Below are 21,738 nucleotides of genomic sequence, written 5' to 3' on the forward strand. Positions count from 1 at the left end.
TTATGCAGCTACAACAAAAAGTCATCATGTTGACTGGTGCTTCAGGTGGAATAGGGAATGCAATTGCAGAAGAACTTGCACAAGCAGGTTGCTACTTGGTTTTAATCGGTCGTGACTATTCTAAACTTGAACAACTTAAAGCGAGCTTAGACAACGCAAGTAAACATCGCATGATTGTTTGTGATATCAGTAAATCGGCTGGCTTAGATTCTATTAATAAGCAATGTGACACATGGTTTCAACAAGGTATTCATATTGATGGGATCATAAATAATGCAGGTTGCAATCAATTTTCGCGGCTCTCTGATCGTGATACACAATCCATCGTTGACGAGCTAACGATTAACTTAACAAGCCCAATTATCCTCAGTAAATTGGCATTAGGTTGGCTAAATCGTCCCGGTTTTATCCTCAACATAGGGTCGACCTTTGGCTCCATCGGTTATCCGGGTTATAGCAGTTATTGCGCGGCTAAATCAGGGTTACACCGTTTTAGTGAAGCATTGCAACGCGAGCTAAAAGGCACAGGTATTAATGTATTTTATTTAGCGCCAAGAGCCACTCAAACAACATTAAATGATTCACAAGTAAACAAACTCAACAAACAACTTGGAAACCAGACTGATACACCAGAAGTTGTTGCTAAAAATGTATTAGAAGTGCTGCACAAAGAAATAAAAACACGCTGGATTGGCTGGCCAGAAAAGTTATTTGCAAGAATAAATCAGATTTTTCCAAGTTTGGTTTCTTCTGCGATTTATAAGCAACAAGCTACGATTAATACTTTTTTAAATAAAACACAAGCCCACAGTGCAGTTACTCAAGGAGATCAACATGAAAGCATTTAAGTTTATAAAAACCATTAATGTGATGAAAACAGGCATTTTGGGTATTACTATCACCTTTTTAAGCATTCCTTTTGTGGCCAATGCGTCTAATCAGAGTTTGTTGAATATCCAGCATCAGTGGGCAGCTTGCCAATATGAAATAATAAACACAGAGAGTAAAGAAAATTGCTTCCAGCATCTTATCGAAGATAATGAACAAGCTCTGTCAGTTAATCCAAAAAATAATGAACTCAAAGTGTGGCTTGCGATCAATAAAAGCTCTTTAGCAGGTGCGAAAGGAGGCCTAGGTGCCTTATCATTAGTGAAACAAGCAAAGCTTTTATTTGAAGAAGTCATTGCCGATGAGCCAACTACACTTAATGGTTCCGCGTATACTAGTTTGGGCTCTTTATACTACCAAGTACCAGGCTGGCCAATAGGTTTTGGTAGTGATGATAAAGCAGAAATAATGTTACAAAAAGCATTAGCCGTTAATCCCGATGGTATTGATAGCAACTACTTTTATGCTGATTTTTTACGTGAAGATGGTCGAAAAACCGAAGCGATAAAATACTTTAAAAAAGCACAACAAGCGATTCCACGACCAAACCGTCCCCTTGCAGATAAAGGTCGCCAACAAGAGATACAAGGCAAGCTAGAGGAGTTAATGTAACAATGCGGTTATTATTGGTCGAAGATGATCTAATGCTTGGCGAATCGATACTGGAATCCTTATCTCGACATGGATATACCGTCGATTGGTTACAGCTAGGAAAACCAGTTGAGTTAACGTTACGCACTGAAGAATTTTTGGCCGTTATTCTTGATTTAACGTTACCCGATATTGATGGTTTAGACGTTTTACGCCAACTTCGACATGCTGGGCATGAATTACCGGTTTTGATACTTACTGCTCGCGATGATATCGATGACCGCGTTAAGGGGCTTGATGGAGGGGCTGATGATTACTTAGTTAAGCCTTTTTCATTACGTGAGTTTTTAGCGCGACTTCGTGTATTAATTCGCCGTGTCTCAGGTAACGTAGAGTCCACCATCGAACTCAATGGCCTACAAATATCCTTAGTAAATAATGATGTACAATATCTGGGGCAACCGGTTAAGCTCACTAAAAATGAATTTAAACTCTTATCCACATTATTAACCAAAGCAGGCAGAGTGCTCAGCAAAGAGCAATTACAACAAAGTTTACATGGATGGGATGAGATACCGAGTGATAATACCATTGAAGTCCATATTCATAATTTACGGAAGAAAATCGACAATAGCTTTATTAAAAACATTCGTGGTGTAGGGTATATCATTGAAAAATAATCAGAACTTTCCTTTCTCCATCAAGAAGCGTTTAATCGCTTCAAGCATACTCTCTGTTTCGCTACTAATCCTGCTTTCTTGGTCATTCATTTTCTATGAAACTAGCCTTGAAATCGATGAAGTTTATGATGCTCGTCTTGGACAATCTTCCAAGATACTTGCACTCAGTGCACCGACTTTAATAGAGGCGTTAAATAATGATAAAACGCTACATTATGATGATCGTATCAGCGATATTTTACGCTTTGCAAGCGATGACGATTCGGTAACTCCCTACGGGCACCCTTACGAACAAAATATTCTCTTTCAATTTTATATCGATGATAAAATAGTGTTAAAATCACAAGGGGCGCCAGCCCAGTTTTTAGGAAAAGAAGGAAAAGATGGTTTTGCATTTACCACGGTTAATCAGAAAACTTGGCGCTATTTTCAACTGACTTTAACCAAGCAAAATAAAACCATTTATTTGATTGTTGCAGAGCGACAATCCATTCGAGAAGAGTTGGTCAATGAAATTGCTATGTCGACCGCCCTACCGTTACTTTTTTTAATTCCGACACTCGCAATAATACTTACTTGGCTGATTAATAAACTGCTCAAGCCGATTGATGAATTGCGCCTCTCCATCTCACAACGTAGTGTAAATCATTTAGATGAGATTTCGGTCATCACCCCAACACTTGAGCTACAACCTTTAGTCTCTCAATTAAACTACTTACTCAATGAATTAGATAATGCTTGGCAACGAGAAAGGCGCTTAACTCGCACCGCCGCGCATGAACTCAAAACGCCTCTTACCGTTTTAAGGTTAAATGCAGAAAATGCATTAAACAGCCAAAACAAAGCACAATTAGATAACGACTTAAATCATATATTAGCGGGAATTGATCGAACTGACCGGCTTATTCAACAACTGTTAATGCTGTCGCGTGTTGAAGGGCAAAAACAGTTGCAATTTAATCCTGTTGACTCAACACTTTTAATTCAAGAGGTGATCGCAAACCTCGCGCCTATTGCCTTGAAACAACAACAGGAACTTATTTTTGAGTCTGAAAGTAAACTATTTACACAAGGAGAACCGACCTTCCTCAGTATTTTATTTAATAACATTATTGATAACGCTATCCGCTATTCCGGTCAACATTCAGAGATCATAATTAAACAGACTTACTCGCCATCACAACAGACGATAGAAGTTGAAATAAGTGATAACGGAGGCTGTATCTCAGATAATATCCGAGAAAATATGTTCGAAAAGTTTTTCAGGGGAGAAACAGGGAAAGGAGATGGCGCAGGGCTTGGCATGTCGATTGTATTAGATATTATAAAATCACACCAAGGTAAAATTGAGCTGTTGCCTTATCAAGTAAACCATAACAACACATTTAAAATCACATTACCTGCTAGCGAAGCAAACTATAAGTTGGAAAGTTAGACTGGAAAAGGAAGTTGTTAGCTCTAATTCATTCATTAAAGAATATAAGCTCATATTTATATTCTGTTGTGGCTAAGCGATTTTGGCCACTAATTTAGAATGAAATAAACCATATTTCCTATCTCGGTTTGTGCCCCAGAACGAGATAGAAAACAGCTCTCTTTCTCCTTTCCGAGTAAGAAACAACAAATGCGTCGGTCATTTAGTATTGGTAGCAGGTAACTTTTAACGATAAACCCAGCCATCACGTAATATCTGAATTCATTTAGCAGGGTTGATTTGAGTATTGGTAAATGATGCTTTAGCCATTATTGTAAGAGCCTTTTTAATAAACTGACATCGTCTTACAAATGGACTTACATTTTTTGTAGATTCCAGCGAACTGTTCGGATGTTCGCGGACATAAAAAAACCCGCAAACCTTATTTTACAAGGTGTTGCGGGTCTTCCTCGTACCTGCTCGGTACTTAATGTGGCGAACAAGACATTAGATCAGAGTTTTTAAGTTATTGATTTAAATATACTTAATAAAAGTAAAAATATAAACGTCTTACAAATTATCTTACATTTTAAAAAAGTCATCGATTTAAAAATGATCATTGTTATTACATAAAACAGTTAATTTTCGAATTAAAAAGAAAGATCAGATAAATCTTATTTATTTAAAACTAGCACTACCACCTATACCACTTCAATAATAACTCTATTAATACCATGCTCTACAGCCGGTATAGATATAATTTAAAGCTATACCAATGAAATAACACCTATACCATTTGCTTAAAATACTCGATTTCAATTAACGTTTATTTTATGTCATCCTACTTTAATGAAATAACATTTTTAGATTATTTAACTTAATATTAAGGTTGCTTATGTGTCGTCCAATAGAATTGCTTATCACATTAAATTCTGCAAAATCAGTATCGTTGAATAACCATCGTTATAGCGCCAGAATTGATAATTTAAAACGTAATGAATTATATGCATTGCTTGATTCTGCTAATAGCACACATAAACTTGGCATATTAATAATTAAAACAATGTACTCTGAGAATGATGAAATAAGTGCATGTCAATTAATTCAACAAATAGAACACTACTGCAGAGCTGCAGGACTCCGGCACCCAGATATATTTGCAATAATCATTATGCAAATGCTAATCGATAAACCACTTGTTATACAACAACAAAAAATTAAGTCGTTATATAAAAAATATGGTGTATCCGCAGAGCAAAATAAAGCTGCTCAAACAAACTATGAGCTACAAATTGAACAGATCTACGATCAAAATAGCTACAGAGCTGAACAATTGAAACAAATAATTTTTGACCTACAGAAGAAGCTTGATAAGTATGCGGATGAAAAATCTAAAAATACAATTATCTGCCCTAAGTGTGTTGGATATGGCTGTCAAATATGCACTAATGGTAAAATAAAAATAACAATGGATGATGTTCTTCAACAATTTTCAGCACTAAAAATAGACTTTAATAAACAGGATTTCTTAAAGCGATATTGGAACCAACTGTTAATAATTATCAGTGAATTAGAACAGCATAAAAACCAAACTATTACAGAAATTAATAACCTTTTAGCAAATAGCAAATAGCAAATAGCAAATAGCAAAAATAGTGTGTAACTTTATATAATAATATAAATATCTATAGTCATATTTGAAGTAAATTTCTGATATTAATAATATGGCTATTAAATTTGAATTAATTTATAAAATCTATTACATTAAATGTTCATACATCTCACAGGTGAACTACCTAGATGTTATTAATGAGACAAGCTCCATACCGAGAAATCTCATGGCTGGCCGCCATTAACATTCGATATAAGCATACGCTATATAGTGATTTGAAATTGGGGACTTTGCGATACGCAAGTTCGGCCCGTAAACAGGAAGCCCTTACCTGGCATACGGCATCAATTTTAAATTGGAATCACTATGCCAGTAAAAAACCAAGCACCTAAAAAATCAGCTGTAAAGCACTACGAAAATATCTCTTACGAAACACTTGCCGCTAGTTGGCTACTTAATGATGGATGGGAAGTTTATCAACCACTCATTGACCATGGTATGAAAACCGATCTACTTATTGCCGATGGACAAAAACATTATCGTATTCAAATAAAAACATTAGAAAGTAGTAATGAAAATACCGTGGTTGAAAATCTATGGGGGGAAGCAGATATCGACTTTGTTATCTATTTTTCAAAAAAAGGTAATTGGGGGTATATCGCAAAGCCATTTACGCAACGAACCAAACCATTAAAGTCTAAAGGCCATGTCCGCTTTCATCAAGATCAACAACCTTTTGCTAGGGCATTTGAGTTAATTTAAAAAATAAACTTGTCATCGTAAAAATTTTATCGGCTATCAAGGATTTACTTGATAGCCATGTAAGCGAAACTAACACTAAGTGATTTGATAAAGCACAGATGTTTTGAACAATATTATCAAAATCATTTTTTCTACTTAGTAAATAACTCCGACTTATCAATATCAAATGGTAATACTTTGAGTGTAAGCCCGTTATCAAAAATAAAATCAGGTAAAGGCTTTAAAAACTTAGCTGTCATAGGGTAGATCAGCCAAATCACTGCGGGTTCTAATTCACCCTTCTGGTAAGTTTGGTTATAGGCCAACATCTGGTACATGTCGCCTTCACTTATTCCATACTTTTTGTTAGGTAAGTTTTCATCAATCACCTTCCACTTTGTATCACCAATAATTAATTTATTTTCTGCTTGAATATGTAAGTCAGGCTTTAATTGGAAAAGCTTGCCATCATTAGTGCATTTTTTACTGTCGCTAGGCGTATGGCTTATTAAGTATTGACTGCTGGTTTGTGTTTTTATGTCATATTTTTGGAATTGTTTTTTCAGACAAATTGGTACGTAATCCTCAAATACGCGTTCCATAGGAAATAATATAGACAACATGCTTTTTGAACCGTTTACCGATGTAGGGCTTTGATCTTTAAAAATCATCTCTATCCACGGCCTAATCGCTTCATAGTGAGACAAATGTCTGCCCCGTTGCCAAGCATTGAGATCCTGCCAAATAGCTTTTGAGCTTGTTACTTCTTCAAAGTGAAATAGTAACTCTCTGCAAAGGTGTTGCGTTTTTGCTGTCACGCGCTTGAGCGACCAGAACAATGCACTTTTAATTAATCGGTTTTCAGGGCGATTAGTTGTCAGCTCGTCAAAGGCTATAAAGTGATGGTGTTTATTAACTAAGTTATGCCTGATTTGCTGACTAACCAATATTCTACCTTTAATAAAAGGCTCATTACTTTCATGCGTTTCATATTGCCTTGCAACACCACGCTTAATTAATAAGCTTACTTCTTGCAAAAACAATTGAATAAATACATCAAGTAATGGCATTTTCGTCATATCTAACGATGCATTCTCGGCAACCTTACCTGGTAAATAACGCGTTGCCTTTAACATTTTAATGAGGTTAGAGCGGTTCCTGCTAATACTTTCATCACTCTCAGCATATACGCTTTTTCGATGTGTTTTAGGCAATATTTCAATTTGATCACCACAAGGTAAACAAATTACACCAACGTAGTTTTGACAAACCAATACCTCTTGGCGCTTTTCAAATCCATACCTAAATAACTTATCATGGTCTGCCTCACTGCAAATTAATAACTGTTTGAGCGCTTCAAATTGAGAGTGTTCTAGGTTTAAATGATCACCCTCATATTTAGTTATATTACTTTTATACAAGCGAGAAAATTCATAAACAGACCATGTACGCATAAACCTTCCTTAGTTTTGCTTTTGTCCATAAAAAATCGCGGCAAAATTTTTGTCATCAATATGTTGATAAACCGCTGTATAATTTTCAATCTTGCTAAAGGCTTTACGGTCTACATAGTAAGACTTGGCTACATACTCATCAGAGTCACCAAGCCAAGTTGTATGAGCATCTTTTAACTCTGAAACAAATCCGTTGCCATTAAATACCTTATTAATTTTATCCCAATCATCAAAAAAGTACTCTTCCATTAGCGGCATGATATTAGCGATAAATACTTTTTTAAGACCTGCTAAATTCTTTATTTTCATTAATAAAGCATGCCCAATAATATGCTCTCTATCTAATAAAAGCTCTATCCGTTTGTTAATAGTAAATAAAAGCTTTCTTAAGTTAATACCATCTACATTATCGCTTATTAATGCGTAGTCAGTTCTTAGCTCTTTAAATTCAAAACGGCGTCTTAACGCTATATCTATATGAGTTAAAGAACGGTCAGCCGTGTTCATTGTACCAATAATATCGAGGTTACCAGGTACCGAAAAAGGTAAGTTTGAGTACGGCAAAGTAACTGTAAGTTTGTCTACTTTATCTGATCGTTTATCTATTTCAATAAGGCTTATCAACTCACCAAATATCTTACTAATATTGCCTCGGTTAATTTCATCAATCACTAATGCATATTGATGATTAGGATCAGCTTCAGCACGCATACACAGGCGCTTTAAAATACCAGGTTTTACAACGTAGCTTATATCGCCATCGTCGTTAGTAACTGGCCTTAAACCCTCAATAAACTCCTCATAACCATAAGATTGATGAAAGGTAACAAACTCAAAACGCTTTATTTCTTCTTCAACAAGTGGCCCTGCTTTAAGCTCATTTAGTTGCTCTCTAAAACCAACGATTAATTCATGTTCTTTATCAACAATAGTCCACTTGCTATCTGTATTTTTATCAAAAATTAGTGGTTCAATGCGCTTGGCATACTTAACTGTTTTTGAGTCTTGAATTGTATGAGTTTGCAAGGCAGCCCAAGCTGTCTGACGTATGTTGGCAGTTCTACCATTAAGCGCTAACTTCTTTGTAAAATACTCATGGTTCACAATTTCTGTCACTGAAACTTCTTCATCTATATCAAGCAAAATAAGTGTCATGATTTCAAACCAACTTAAATCACCCAACTTATTGTTAAGCCAAACTTCAGGCTCTTCAGAAGTTCCTATTTCTGTGTATTCTTCTTTTAAAAGCTTTTGAAGGGTAAAAGTTTTACCAGTACCAGGTGGGCCGTAGTAAATAAGGTTTATCGCTTTTTGTTTAGCTTGGTTTCGTTCAGTGACCATTGAAGAATCCATTTCATCTTCGTCTATATATAACCTTTCATCGTCACTTTCTGTTCTTAGCTTTTCAAACAGCCACCAAATAAATGTATTAAAAACTAGCTCATTTTCAAGTTTATTTACCTTACTTTTAATTTTTTCGGTAACAACCTGATTTAACTCAGCCCAATTCCAACTAACATTAATTCCTAAATTAAAAGCATCATTTAAGTATTTCGTAAAAGCTCTTAAACCATCAACATTCAAAATTGTATTGTATTTTTTTGGGTCAGCAGCAGCAAAAACTCTGTGAATTACACCACGCTTGATGGTGTTAAACTTTCCCTCTTTTTTAGCTTCATCAGCCCATTTATATATTTCCCCTAAAGTGTTTGGAGTAGGGTCTTTGAATATCAAAGCCGTAATTTCAGGCAAGTCGTCTAAAAGGTTTTTGTATTCATCATTACTCAGAGTCCCAGGCTTAACACTAGCAATTCCATTGGATTCAGACTTCCATAGCTTTTCTATAAAATCAGTTTCATAACGGGAGGCAGTAGCACCTAAACTTTGCTTCACTTCTGCGCTAAAACGCTCATAATCAGAGATCCAACCATTGCTAGGCTTTTTAAGGTAATCGTTATATAAATCATTAATAGACTTATGTTCTACAACGTCTGTAATTTTATAATTGAACTTAGAATTAACAAAGTTAATAAACTTGTTGGTGCTACTTGATTTGTCTCCATTACCACTCCATTGATTGCTAACGTAAATAATGGTGTTATCTGAAAGCTTTAAAGACTCATCATCTAACTCAAAAAAGCGTTTTTTATTATAATTAGTTTGCTTTTTCTTTTGCTCTAAGTCTTGTAGAGTTATATATAAGGGTTTACTTTTAGTTCTGTATTCCTCTACCTCTTTAAAGTCTTGCCGTAACTGCTCATATGTAGGATTATTCTCTTCAACATACTTTTTCATTATAGCTAAAATAAGACGCCCTACTCCCAATTGCTGGTCGTCAAAATCGTACTTTTTTATGGTTTTCATATTGTCCCTTAATATTTATCTATATTGTTTATTGAGCGCATTGTTGCTTAATAAAATCAAACATAGGCCTAAATACCTCAAAGCATTCAGGGCCTAATTGAGGGACTATATTCTTAGCAAATTTAATCTTATCGTAGTTAAACGCAATATTTTGGCCATCTCCCCTAGAGCGTTCAATTTTGAAATACTGATTGGTTGCATCTAAACCATAAAATAAATGCTCTATCGCACAACTCGACTCTCCGCCCCAAGTTGTTCCTTTTTCTTCGTCTTTAATAACAAGGGATCTGATATCTGGGTTTACAGGAACCGGTAGCATAATCGCAAAAGAGTTTCCTTCAGCCCACTTTTTTATCAAACCCTTATTTACATCTGACTCTAAAGTATAACCGTTCAAAGAATTCCACTGATTAAACGCTTTATCAAAATCAAACAAGCTAAAAATGGGCTTACCTTGCATCTCTCCATGTATTCTATTATCTGTAATTAATTGATTTATATAAGTACAGCTAAAGGCATAATAAGGAATGAAAGGCATTTCATCTTGATATAACTTTCTCCATGCCTCATTAATAATATAGGGGTCCGAACTACCTTCAGTGAATAATATTGGCTTATTTGTAGTTTGAATGGTTTGTATGATAGATAGTAAGTTTTCATGTTCAGAGTAACTGATTAAATTTGAACTGAGTCGCTGTACTACAACGTGCTTTGGTAGTTCAAAGCAAAGCGAGTTTTCATTCTTCAACTCCATATAACGTATCTTTTTAGTTTCATGTGGAATTAAAGTAACAGCGCTATGGCTTGTCATTAATACTTGATTCGTTTTTAATGCGGTATCTGAAATTTCGTTAACTTGGCTTAAAAATTCAAACTGCCATTCAGGATGTAAAAAAGAGTCAGGCTCATCAAGAAGAGTTAAACAATTATAATTTTTAAATATTTCGCTGATGCCGTAAATATAAACAGACTGAATTTGCCCGTCACTAAAAAAGTCTAAGCTTGCTTGAGTACCACAAGTGAGGGTTATATCAGCTTTGATGTCAGCCAACATATCTAACGCTTTTAAATTATCAAAATAACTAAATAAGCGACCTGCATCATCATTCTCAAATTCATTCCTGAATAGTTCAATATCTATATTCAAAACATATTGTTGTGGTGTTCTGAAATATATTTCTCGATGCTGAAACTCACCCTTAATACATTTTTCAAGCCTTTTTACAAATTCTAAAGAGCGCCCTTTTAAACCCCAATAATGAGTTCTTGGATCAAAGTCATCAATCTGAGCGCCTTTTGCGTAAGTTTTACTTGGGCGAGTAAGTGTCAGTTGAATAGACGTTTGTTGAGTAGCTAGACCGAGTTTATCAAATATAAATTGCCTAGCTTTATTTTCTTCCGGTAAAACCAGCATCGTTGCAAGTAACAAGTGCTTGTACTCTGATCCAATACCAATAAAAATGCGGCTACTGTCATTATCATCTTCATTACCTATTGCTCGTCTAAAACGGCTTTCATACTTTTCTAAAATTTTAACTATGTTATTGTTTTTGCCAGAGTAATACATAAGTATATGCTCAGGGAATGGTATGTAGTCGCTCTCAGGAGGAATAACATAATTTGTTGTTAATAACTCTCCAATATATTCAATTGACACTGTAGACTTATCAATTTCGTATTCAACTTTATATTTAAAGGGTGCGGGTATAATCTCTTTTCTATTACTGTCTCTATACTTAATCTCAGATTCATAGATATGTCTAAAAATCTCAATTAATGCTTCAAATAAATTTGATTTTCCTGAGCCATTTTTGCCTACAAACACTTCTAAAAAATTATCAGTCAACGTTAAATTTAAATTTTTTAAATTTTTGTACTCGTTAATATATAGTGATTTTAATCTCATTATTATTGTTCTCTATATTCCGTTATAGATTAATTTACAGCCTGCTCAACAATGGCGTCTGTGAGTTGGAGTTTAGTGGTTTGTTCGTCGGTTAAGCGGGCTTTCAGTTGGTCGCAAAGTGTCATGAGTTCATCTACTTTAGTTATAATAACCTCTTGAACCGAAATAGATGGGACAACGATTGGAATTTTTTCCACTATTTTTTTGCTTATTTTGGGCATTGTTCCTGAAGTACCTGTCATACGATCCCACATAAACCGCCTTGATTTCGGCGCCGATAGCCATATTGATAAATACTTAGGATTTAAACCATCCGCAGCCCTCAACTTCATCATCAAATCTGGATAAATAACTCCTGATATATCTTTTTTGATCAAGCAATTACAACCAACATAACTGGCCGAGTTTCCTCGCTGAATTAGAATATCCCCTTCACTTAGCCAAAGATGTGAGTTGAACTCTATATTTACATCTACATGTTTTGTTTGATCTAAATTAAGGGAACCATATGAGGTAGCTCCCAACTTTAAAACGCGGACATCAGTTATTACTGCAGCCTCTTTAGGAGAGAAGCCATTTCTAGGACCAAAAGATAAATATTCTTTCAACTCGCCTTTGCATGCCCCTTTGTCCCAAGGGACGAGTTTGCCCATTACTGCTAGTTGTAAAATGGTTTGCTTTAGCGTATCGATGCTGGCGGTGGTGGTAAATAGCGTGTCGAAGTGCTCGCTTAAACGTTGCCAGTTTTGTTGGAACTGTGCTGTGGCTTGTTCTGGTGTTGCGGTTTGCTCTGCTGCTTTCAGCAATGCCTCTAACAGCACTTCCACTAATGTTTGATGTGCCGCAATACTATTTTCAGTTTGCGCCTCAAGCGCATCACACAAGTTCATTAGCTCATCGACTTTAGCAACGATACGATGCTGTTCTTTTAAGGGGGGGGTAGCCATAAAGCCTTCCCTCAGAGATTTGGTATCTAAATGCGGTATTGCCGCACCTTTCATTGAAGAATTAAGGCGATGAAAAGCTTGTTTGAAGAAAAGCTTAATATACTCTTGAAGATAATAAGGTGTATTGATTAATGCTAAAGTCGACCCTATTACGCCATCTTTCCCATCTAAAATTAGACCGCTTCTAGAGCCATCACATACAACAAGGATATCTTTTTCTGTAGATCTAGGGCATTTTTCATCGTCTGTATATCTGAGTATATTATTGCGGTCTAACGCTTCAATATCTAAGTATGGGTAACCTATATTTTTTTCTGAGAGCACTTTAGGCTTCTTGCCTTTAATTAAATTAAAAAGCAGAGCGTTAGAACTCCACGCCCACCCTTTCAGCAATTCAAACGGTTTTTCATCCTCATTAATTTCCGGCAGTACTTTTGGCTTTTGCTTTTTATTAGTAAAGTTTTTATCTTTTACCAATTGTGCTTTTTCAGCGGCTATTCGTTCTAGTAACACTGAAGCGGGTTCGTCGTTTGGATCTTGCGGCACTAACTTGCCACGCACTGCGAGTTCTAAAATCAGTTCGCGGAGCTTTTTAATGCCATGAAGTGAAAACTTTTTTGATGAGCCACGCCCTGCTGACGATTTTTGCTCAATGGCAGTCGTCCAAATATCAAGGTGCTCTGTTATTAACTGCTCAGGGCTAAGGTTTTCTTCGTTTGCGTTTGCTTTAGTATCAGCCATTACTTGCCCTCATCATCTTTAGACAGCGCTGCTGATAATATACCTTTAAGCTGATCGCGCAGTGCTTGTATATCAGCTTGCTGCTTTGAGTAGTCGGCTAATAGCTCTTCTGGGTCGTGGCTGATTACCTCGCCTACATGCGGGTTTTTAATGTCGAGATTGTAGTTACGGGCAATAATCTCGTCGATTGATACCTTCCATGCATGCTCAGTTTCAGTTCGGCTGGCAAAGCCGTCTGCCTCGTTACCCCACCATTCGAGCTCCGTTTTGAACTCTTCAAACTTCATGGGTTTGGTTTTGTTGTAGTTTTTAACCCCTGCTGGGTAAGGGTGCTCGTAAAACCACACGTCTTTTGTTGGCGTGCCTTTGGTAAAAAACAGAATATTAGTTTTAATACTGGTGTACGGGTTAAACACGCCATTGGGTAAGCGTACTATGGTGTGTAAGTTACATTCTTCTACTAATAGCTTTTTAATTTTGGTTTTTACGCCTTCACCAAATAAGGTGCCATCGGGCAATACCACTGCGGCGCGCCCTTTGATATTAAGCACTTCTATAATGAGCTGTAAAAACAAATCGGCGGTTTCGCGTGTTTGCATGTCGCTTGGGAAGTTTTTTTCTATGCCGTCTTCTTCAGTGCCGCCAAATGGAGGGTTAGTGATGATGACATCTACTTGGTCGTCCCAGCTTGAAAGCGGTTTATTTAACGTATTGCCGTGTTTAACTTGTACCGGTACCTCAATGCCGTGAAGCATCATGTTGGTAGTACACAGTAAATGCGGGAGTTGTTTTTTCTCTACGCCGTGTATTTGCTTTTGCAATATTTGGTGGTCGTCGCCCGATTTTACATAGTTAGCTTTTACATGGTCGAACGCACACGCTAAAAAGCCACCGGTACCACAAGCCGGATCCATGATTGACTCGCCTAGTTTTGGGTCGGTTACCGCCACTATAAATTTAGTAATGGCGCGCGGGGTATAAAATTCGCCCGCGTTGCCTGCGCTTTGTAAGTCTTTTAGTATTTGCTCGTAAAGGTCGCCAAATAAGTGGCGCTCTTTTGAGTCGGTAAAGTCTATTTCGTTTAGCTTATTGATTACCTGGCGTAGTAGCGTGCCGTTTTTCATGTAGTTAAAGGCATCGCTAAAGGCTTGGGTGACTACATAGCCGCGAGGGTTTTTATCTATGGGTGCGGTTAGGTTTTTAAGCTCTGGGAATAGCTTATCGTTTACAAACTCTAACAGCTCATCGCCGGTTATGCCTTCGTTATCGGCCGCCCAATTGCGCCATAAAAATTGCTCAGGAATTGGCTCGCGGTAATCGTCTAATTCTAGTTCTAGCTCTTCTTCTTGCGCGTCGAATACTTTTAAAAATAGTAACCACGACATTTGACCAAGGCGTTGTGCGTCGCCATCGACACCGGCATCTTTACGCATAATATCTTGAATGGATTTAATAGCTGAACTGATAGACATAATATTCTCTTGTTTGATTACTTTTATAAACAGCGACTAAAAGCGAGTATGAAAGCTGTTTATTTTGATTTATTTGATGCTTTGCTATGGCTAATATATAGCCATAACAATGATAATTTAAGCTGTTTTAGGCGTTGGCATTTGGTAAATTTCGGCCTCGAGTTCTTTGAGTGCTTGCTCGTATTGTGGTTTGCCGCCAAAGCCTTTTTTAATAATTTCACCTAGGCTGCCAATTTGGTTAAATGGCGCGACTTTAAGTGCTTGCATAGATTCTATTTCTTGCACGCCGACATCGGCGTATTTTAACAGAAGGTTCTCGAGTACAGTATGTGCGGTACCAGAATATTTAGTGAAATAGTTACGCTTTTGTACGTTATCTGCGCGCTCTTTACGGGTAAGTGGCGGTTGGTCGTAAACGACATGGCAGATCATATCGAAGGGGTCCATATCTTTGCCGATTTCTTCCTCAAGTGCTGACCAAATAATGCCTTCTTCGGCAAGCTCATCTATTACCGCTTTTTTACGATCAGATTCGTTCCAGCGTTTTACAAAGTCGTCGAGTGAGCGGTATTGCTTGCTCATAGTTTTACGGGTGTAATCTATAAATGATTCGGTAACAAGTTTGCCGTCGGTATCGTAATACTGTACTCGCTCTGCGACTTTATTAACAGTTACGCCTGATACGCGGTACTTAGCCACTTTATTGGTTTCGTCGTCCCACTTACCATCAAGCGAACCATCGCCTTTAGGGTCATTTATAGTATCTGTTGTATCGTCAGCGGTTGATTGATCATCGAATACGCTATCAGGCTGCTCTACGCCGGTTGTATCATCTTGTGATTCAAGATCAACGTCTTCGTCTTCAATGTCGGTGGGCGTTACTTTTATTATTTTTTCTGGTGTGCCATCAAAGCGTTCATCGGCAAACAACTCGGTGGCTTTTTTAAAGTCGAGTATGGTGAACCACAGCTTGCCGTAACGATCGTCAATACGGGTACCACGACCAATAATTTGTTTGAACTTGGTCATTGATTGAATGTTTTGATCGAGCACCACTAGCTTACAGGTTTTAGCGTCTACCCCTGTCGTCATCAGTTCTGAGGTAGTGGCAATTACAGGATAAGCACGCTTAGGACTACAAAAATTATAAAGTTGAGCTTTACCTAATTCATCATCGCCGGTGATCTTCATCACATATTTATCGTTTTTAGCCATTTGCTCTGGATTTAGGTTGGCAATGGCACGACGCATACGTTCGGCGTGATCGATGTCGTTACAAAATACTATGGTTTTAGCCATCGGGTCTGTACGCTTTAAATAGTTAGTAATGGTTTCGGCCACCAGCATGGTCCGCTCATCAATCACCATTGTGCGATCAAAGTCTTTTTGGTTGTATATTCGGTCTTGTATTACTTCACCGTTATTATCAACCTGGCCTTTAGTTGGCCGCCAACCTTGTAGGTCTACATCAAGATCGACACGTACCACTTTGTATGGAGATAAAAAGCCGTCTTCTATGCCCTCTTTAAGAGAGTAGGTATAGGCAGGGTCGCCAAAATAGTCAGAGTTTGATACTTCCTCAGTTTCTTTGGGTGTAGCTGTTAATCCAATTTGAGCAGCACTTTTAAAATAAGTAAGTATTTCACGCCAGGCACTTTCTTCGCTTGCGCTACCCCGATGGCACTCGTCAATAACAATAAGGTCAAAAAAGTCAGGGTCTACATTTTTAAATGTTTTTTGATGTTCTTCTGGTCCTGTCAAACCTTGATAAAGTGCTAAATGTATTTCGTAAGCCGGATCAATTGTTCTGCCAGTAATTTTGGTCATTGCTGTGTCGAACGGCGCAAAATCACCACTTTGAGTTTGATCTATTAAAGCTGTACGGTCAGCTAGGAATAAAATACGCTTTTTAGCGCGTGACTTCCATAAGCGCCAAATAATTTGAAACGCGGTATAAGTTTTACCGGTTCCTGTTGCCATAACAAGGAGTACGCGGTCTTTACCTGACGATATAGCCTCTACTGTTTTATTAATCGCTTGGAGCTGATAGTAACGGGGATGCTTGTCACTACCACCCTCGTAATAGGCTTGGTTTATTATAGGTAACTGCGATTCGGTATAGCCTTTGTAAGCGCAATACTTAGCCCAAAGCTCTTGTGGTGATGGGAAGTCTTCTAAACGTATTTCGGTTTCAAGGTTATGCGCATCAGGCGTGCCTAGCTTGGTCTTATCATGAAATATAAAGCCATCACCATTAGAGGCGAATATAAACGGCACATCGAGTAAATTGGCATAATCGAGCGCTTGTTGCATGCCTTTTCCTACTTCGTGCTTATTGGCTTTAGCTTCAATGACAGCAAGCGGCATACTAGGTTTATGGTAAAGCACTATATCAGCCGATTTAACCGTTTTACGTACACCAAGTTGCCCACGGACAATTACTTTACCGGCGCGCAGTTTAACCTCTTGGCGTATTTGAGCCATATCGTCCCAACCTGCTTTTTTTATACTTGGCATCAGGAATTTTGTGATGATATCAGCTTCACTAAGTTTTGCTTTATTGACTGGGTACTCTTCCATGAGAAAATCGGCCTATAACTAATATGGTAATTATTTTAATTGTGCCACAGTTGAGTTCTTTTTTATATTTAAAACACGGTAAGTCACTATAAAGTCTATTAAAGACGGAAGTATATTATAAAGATTTCACACAGAGGCAACATTGATAATTTACCTGAACAGGCGCCAAGGCTTGAATCATATGAATTTAACTATGATTCGCCAATTTATCATCTAAGACAATATCGAAGCGGGAACTAAAATCAAGCACTAAACACACACAAAACTAACACTACAATAAAAATAAACCTCAACACTATGAAAAGGGGTAAATTCTGTTGTTAGAGGTTTAAACCTGATGCACAAAAGTGTGCAAAGCAAAATGATAAAAAGAGTGAAAAATTAATTTATGCAAAAACATTAAGCTTTAAAATCAGCACCTTAAAATACAAAAAAGCAATGGAAGTCATTACTACCTCTTAAAATTTGGTCACAAAAAAGGAAACTGAACTCAATAAGTGCGCATACCTTAAATAAACAACTTATCTTCAGAAAACAGGCCAAAAAAAACCAATTTAAAATCATAAATTTAAAGCTATTGACAACATTTTACCTTTAAACCTGTAAAAGTGCAGTTACACAATAAAGTGATCAAAAATGAAGTAAAGTTTCGTATAAAAGACCTGTTTTATACACTCTGTATTTCCCGTATTAATTTTTAGATAAATGCAGCATAAATGGATTTATTTCTAGCAGCCATTTATGGTATTTTTGCAACGCTTCTCTTTTCAATTTTGGTACAGTTGTATGTATATAAGTTTCACTTAAAGTCCCTCTTCGATGGTTGATCATCATTTCTGCAATTTCAGAGTCCACGCCTAATTCTAATAAAGTGCTTCTGAATATTTTTCTTAGTGAACGACTTGTCCATTGATTTAAACTCACATTTTGCACCATTGTATTAGCTGTATATGAGCTAATGGAGTCTTTACTACGAGAAGCTGGAAACACATAAACGCCTTTATAGTGTTTATTTATCTGGTAACGTCGATATGTCTTAAGTATTTGAATGATGTATGCCGTCAACGGGATTGTTAATTCATCACCATTTTTAGTGATACTGCCAGGTATAATAAGCAAATTAGATTTAAAACAAAAATAACGCCATTTCAATTGTCTTGTCTCACCAATTCGAGTGCCGTGAGAAAGCATCAAAATAATTAATAGTTGAGTAGGAATATCGCTTTTCTTCAGTGGCTTTTCGACTTCTTTAAGTTGATTTGACCGTAATTTCGTAGCTTCTGGAATAATTTTATCACGTATAAAATGAGTAAATTTTAGTGCGACAAGCTCATGAGTGTTAATCAACTTTAGAAACATTGCCTTAGTAAACATTTGCTTAAGTACGTTCCAAATTGAACGTATTGTTGATTTTTTCATGGTTAATTGTAATGGCCAGAAAAATTTTGACTCTAATAAGTCTCTAGTTAGTTCCATAATGTCTACATGACCTAATAGCGGTGTTATATGACGTTTAATGGCCCACTTAATAGTCGCTTTACGAAGTTTAGTTGTAGAACTGTCCGTTTGGCTTCTTTGTAAATACCACTCAGCTAACAAACCAACATTTGAGAATGAGTCCTGCAATACGTCGTCTGGATTTAAAATTAACTTTGTTTGAATAGCACTTAAGTTGTCTTTCAAATCATCAAAGCTTAATGTAGGCCAAATCGCAATCTTCCTATAACCATTTTTTGCCTTTACATTTGAACGATCTACGAAGTACCACGTCGCTTTAAGTCTATTTTTATGAAATCTTAATCGAAGCGGATATCTAGGATCTCGGAACTCACCAAATTCAGTGTCCCACTGTATTTTTTTAATTGTACTAGTTGAAAATTTTACGACTTTTGTTCGCATTTTAGCTTACCTTTGATATGTGTAACTAAAAGAACAGCCCAATTATTTTATTCATAATATTTACAATTGGATAAGTAAGTGTAACTATCATATTGCTTCAAAAAGAGCTGTTCTTAAGATTTCCTGATAATTTATTACTTAACCGTACCGTTAATACTGTAAAATAAATCGTAGGCCGTTAACCCATGTTCATTCGCAAAACTTTCTTTTAGCTTTTGAATATCAGGAACATCATAAAAAACACCTCCATTACGGTCGGTTCTTTGGCCTATTCTGTTAAAACCAAGCCTTTTTAATTTTTTTGATAATAGACTTCTAGAACTGCTAACATTTATATTCCTATATTTAGAATCTTGTATTTCTTTATCTTTAATCCACTGAATAAACTCATTCATAGCACCTGTTGAAGATATTCTCCTTTCACCATTGAAAGGAGAAAACAAATTTAGCTTTTCATGAAAATAAAGATCAATGTGCTCAAAATTTAATATTTTTTGCTCTATTAACTCTTTTGTAAGCGGCGCATTAAATGGGTCAAAGTCACTAATATCTAGCGTTAACAAATAATTTAAAAAGAAACCAGCATAAGTAGTATTGATTAAACTATTAAATTCTATCCAATAGTTTTTATCACTGGCTTTCTCTGAACTCGCCTCAATTAATAGAAATCGCCTTTCTCTCTTTCCTGCTGGAATGACTTGATCATGATTGCTAGCAAACATAAACCTTGATAGATTTTTCATAGGCTCAGCCTCTAGACCTTTCTTCTCCAATTGACAAGTTGGCTCTGAAATTAATCCCTTCATTTTATCGAAGACGTCCCTATCAATTAAATTAACCTCATCTGCAAAAATTAATAATTTTGCTGTTAATATTCCATTAAAATTACGTGTTACCAGTTCTGAACCATTGATTTGACTAGTATGTATACCTAACATTTTTTGCAATAACCTAAAAAGAGTTCCTTTACCCGTCCCTTCGACGGACTTAAGAAAAATGGCAACAGTGGGTTTGACTTCAGGATACTGAAACATATGTGCAAGCCATTGAATAAAATATCTAGCAGCCTCTTGATTACCATTACATAAAATTTCAGTTATGTGCTTAATAATAAAAAAACACTCTCCTTCTTGTGCTTTACAATGCCAACCATTAAATAAGTTATAACAACCTTTAGGTAAGAATCTTGTTGCCGGATAGAAACCGATACCATTATTAAAAAATGCTTTACCTACCCATATTATCCAAGCCTTTCCTCTATTTAGCCCAGCCACATTTGATAAATGGGAAAAATAATAATGAAAACTATCAACTCGACCAAATGACAATTTTACGCCATTAATTGCACAATCAATTTGGCTCACAATCTGATGCTTTCCACCGATCACAACGTGAGCATAAACTTTGTTTATATCCCGTAAAATAGATAACTCTTCTGAAGTAATTAACCTTCCGTTTATTTGCGTAGGAGGAGCTATATCAGCATTTTTGATGATTTGTAATGAATTACTCATTAATTACCTCCTCCCTTGCCGCATTAAAGTATGTAGAAAGTACTTGATAACCGACTAATTTCATTAAATCATTAAAATCCGAACCTATTTGATCCTTAGAGAATTTAGGGTAAATAAGTGTAAGATTATATTTATTTGCACAAGCAAAGCCTTTATCTAAGCCTGTATTTACTGGCTTTTGATGGTCATTATCTGCAGCTATGGTTATTTTCAAATCAAATGCAGTTTTAATTGAAAAAATGACATGATCTAAATTACCTGCATTTAAAGCCACAATAACGCTTTTACCTGTTGCTTGATGGATAGTTGATCCTGTTGCATAACCTTCACAAATAAATACATCACCTTTTAACTCGCCAATCACATTAAAGCACCCTTTTACTCGCCCTCCTGTTTTAAAAACCTTACGACCATCCGGCATAATAAATTGTATGTTTACAAGTTGATTTTGTGTGTTTTGAAGAGGTATCAATAAGCTTTCATTTAATGAACGAATACCATAGGGAGAGATCTGTTTACTGAGTAAATATGGATGCTTTGATTCGAGTACTGGTATTGCAGACTCCCATAGATTTCCGCACTTTACTGCTGTCTGTTGCTGATTTAAATAATGTTGTTTATCTCGTATTTGAGATGCCCTTTTACGCTGTAGCTTTAGGTTATACTCCTCTCGCTTACTTAATTTATTTTTATTTTTACTACACCAGTTACATGTGAAGCCTGTTTTCCAGTTCCCAAATGAACCAGCAAGTAAACCATCATCAAATAACACATACCAGCCGTTCTTTGTCCCAGACTTATCTCCTTGCACTCTAAAACGCTTTATTTTACCGTCTGCTTCTATATTTAAAGGATTATGAGGTTTAATGCCTTGTTCTTCCATTGTTTCGACAAATGCATCTTTAACTATAAATCTAGCATTAATTAAATTCATA

Annotated in this window: 15 protein-coding genes; 6 read left to right on the top strand and 9 right to left on the bottom strand. The window is 36.4% G+C overall.

The window, feature by feature from the left end; translation table 11 throughout:
* Positions 1-2 precede the first annotated feature (2 nt).
* From Q0794_RS07960 to Q0794_RS07985, 6 genes are all read left to right on the top strand, one after another.
* Complete coding sequence (locus Q0794_RS07960) at positions 3-848, top strand: SDR family oxidoreductase (protein WP_298941203.1); 846 nt, start codon at positions 3-5, stop codon at positions 846-848.
* A complete protein-coding gene (locus Q0794_RS07965) occupies positions 835-1,500 on the top strand; it encodes a hypothetical protein (protein WP_298941204.1) in 666 nt (221 codons plus the stop codon). The genes Q0794_RS07960 and Q0794_RS07965 overlap by 14 nt, the downstream gene beginning before the upstream one ends.
* Before the next feature lie 2 nt (positions 1,501-1,502).
* Positions 1,503-2,159: a response regulator gene (locus Q0794_RS07970; protein ID WP_298941205.1), complete on the top strand. Its 657-nt coding sequence runs from the start codon at positions 1,503-1,505 to the stop codon at positions 2,157-2,159.
* The gene (locus Q0794_RS07975; RefSeq protein WP_298941206.1) at positions 2,149-3,594 is read left to right on the top strand and encodes an ATP-binding protein; all 1,446 of its coding nucleotides are present in this window, start codon (positions 2,149-2,151) and stop codon (positions 3,592-3,594) included. Before Q0794_RS07970 ends, Q0794_RS07975 begins: the two co-directional genes overlap by 11 nt.
* An 874-nt stretch (positions 3,595-4,468) precedes the next feature.
* Positions 4,469-5,206: a hypothetical protein gene (locus Q0794_RS07980; RefSeq protein WP_298941207.1), complete on the top strand. Its 738-nt coding sequence runs from the start codon at positions 4,469-4,471 to the stop codon at positions 5,204-5,206.
* A gap of 345 nt (positions 5,207-5,551) precedes the next feature.
* Positions 5,552-5,947 carry a hypothetical protein gene (locus Q0794_RS07985; protein ID WP_298941208.1) on the top strand — a complete coding sequence of 132 codons (396 nt, stop codon included), beginning with the start codon at positions 5,552-5,554 and terminating at the stop codon, positions 5,945-5,947.
* Positions 5,948-6,078: 131 nt separating this feature from the next.
* Here the strand turns inward: Q0794_RS07985 and Q0794_RS07990 are convergent, their stop codons facing one another.
* From Q0794_RS07990 to Q0794_RS08030, 9 genes are all read right to left on the bottom strand, one after another.
* A complete protein-coding gene (locus tag Q0794_RS07990) occupies positions 6,079-7,380 on the bottom strand; it encodes an McrC family protein (RefSeq protein ID WP_298941209.1) in 1,302 nt (433 codons plus the stop codon).
* 9 nt (positions 7,381-7,389) lie between these two features.
* On the bottom strand, positions 7,390-9,744 hold the full coding sequence (locus Q0794_RS07995) for an AAA family ATPase (RefSeq protein WP_298941210.1): 2,355 nt from the start codon (positions 9,742-9,744) through the stop codon (positions 7,390-7,392).
* A gap of 28 nt (positions 9,745-9,772) precedes the next feature.
* Positions 9,773-11,650 (bottom strand): AAA family ATPase, encoded by a 1,878-nt coding sequence (locus Q0794_RS08000; RefSeq protein WP_298941211.1) that lies wholly within the window; start codon positions 11,648-11,650, stop codon positions 9,773-9,775.
* Positions 11,651-11,679: 29 nt separating this feature from the next.
* On the bottom strand, positions 11,680-13,338 hold the full coding sequence (locus tag Q0794_RS08005; RefSeq protein WP_298941212.1) for a restriction endonuclease subunit S: 1,659 nt from the start codon (positions 13,336-13,338) through the stop codon (positions 11,680-11,682).
* On the bottom strand, positions 13,338-14,810 hold the full coding sequence (locus Q0794_RS08010; RefSeq protein ID WP_298941213.1) for an N-6 DNA methylase: 1,473 nt from the start codon (positions 14,808-14,810) through the stop codon (positions 13,338-13,340). Before Q0794_RS08010 ends, Q0794_RS08005 begins: the two co-directional genes overlap by 1 nt.
* A gap of 117 nt (positions 14,811-14,927) precedes the next feature.
* Positions 14,928-17,390: an EcoAI/FtnUII family type I restriction enzme subunit R gene (gene hsdR / locus Q0794_RS08015; protein WP_298941214.1), complete on the bottom strand. Its 2,463-nt coding sequence runs from the start codon at positions 17,388-17,390 to the stop codon at positions 14,928-14,930.
* A gap of 690 nt (positions 17,391-18,080) precedes the next feature.
* Positions 18,081-19,289: a tyrosine-type recombinase/integrase gene (locus tag Q0794_RS08020; protein ID WP_298941215.1), complete on the bottom strand. Its 1,209-nt coding sequence runs from the start codon at positions 19,287-19,289 to the stop codon at positions 18,081-18,083.
* Between the two features lie 134 nt (positions 19,290-19,423).
* Complete coding sequence (locus tag Q0794_RS08025) at positions 19,424-20,803, bottom strand: primase-helicase family protein (protein WP_298941216.1); 1,380 nt, start codon at positions 20,801-20,803, stop codon at positions 19,424-19,426.
* Entirely contained in the window at positions 20,796-21,737 is a 942-nt protein-coding gene (locus Q0794_RS08030) for a toprim domain-containing protein (RefSeq protein WP_298941217.1), read from the bottom strand. The genes Q0794_RS08025 and Q0794_RS08030 overlap by 8 nt, the downstream gene beginning before the upstream one ends.
* Between the last annotated feature and the right edge of the window lies 1 nt (position 21,738).

The organism is uncultured Psychromonas sp. (assembly GCF_947489755.1).
Lineage (GTDB): Bacteria > Pseudomonadota > Gammaproteobacteria > Enterobacterales > Psychromonadaceae > Psychromonas.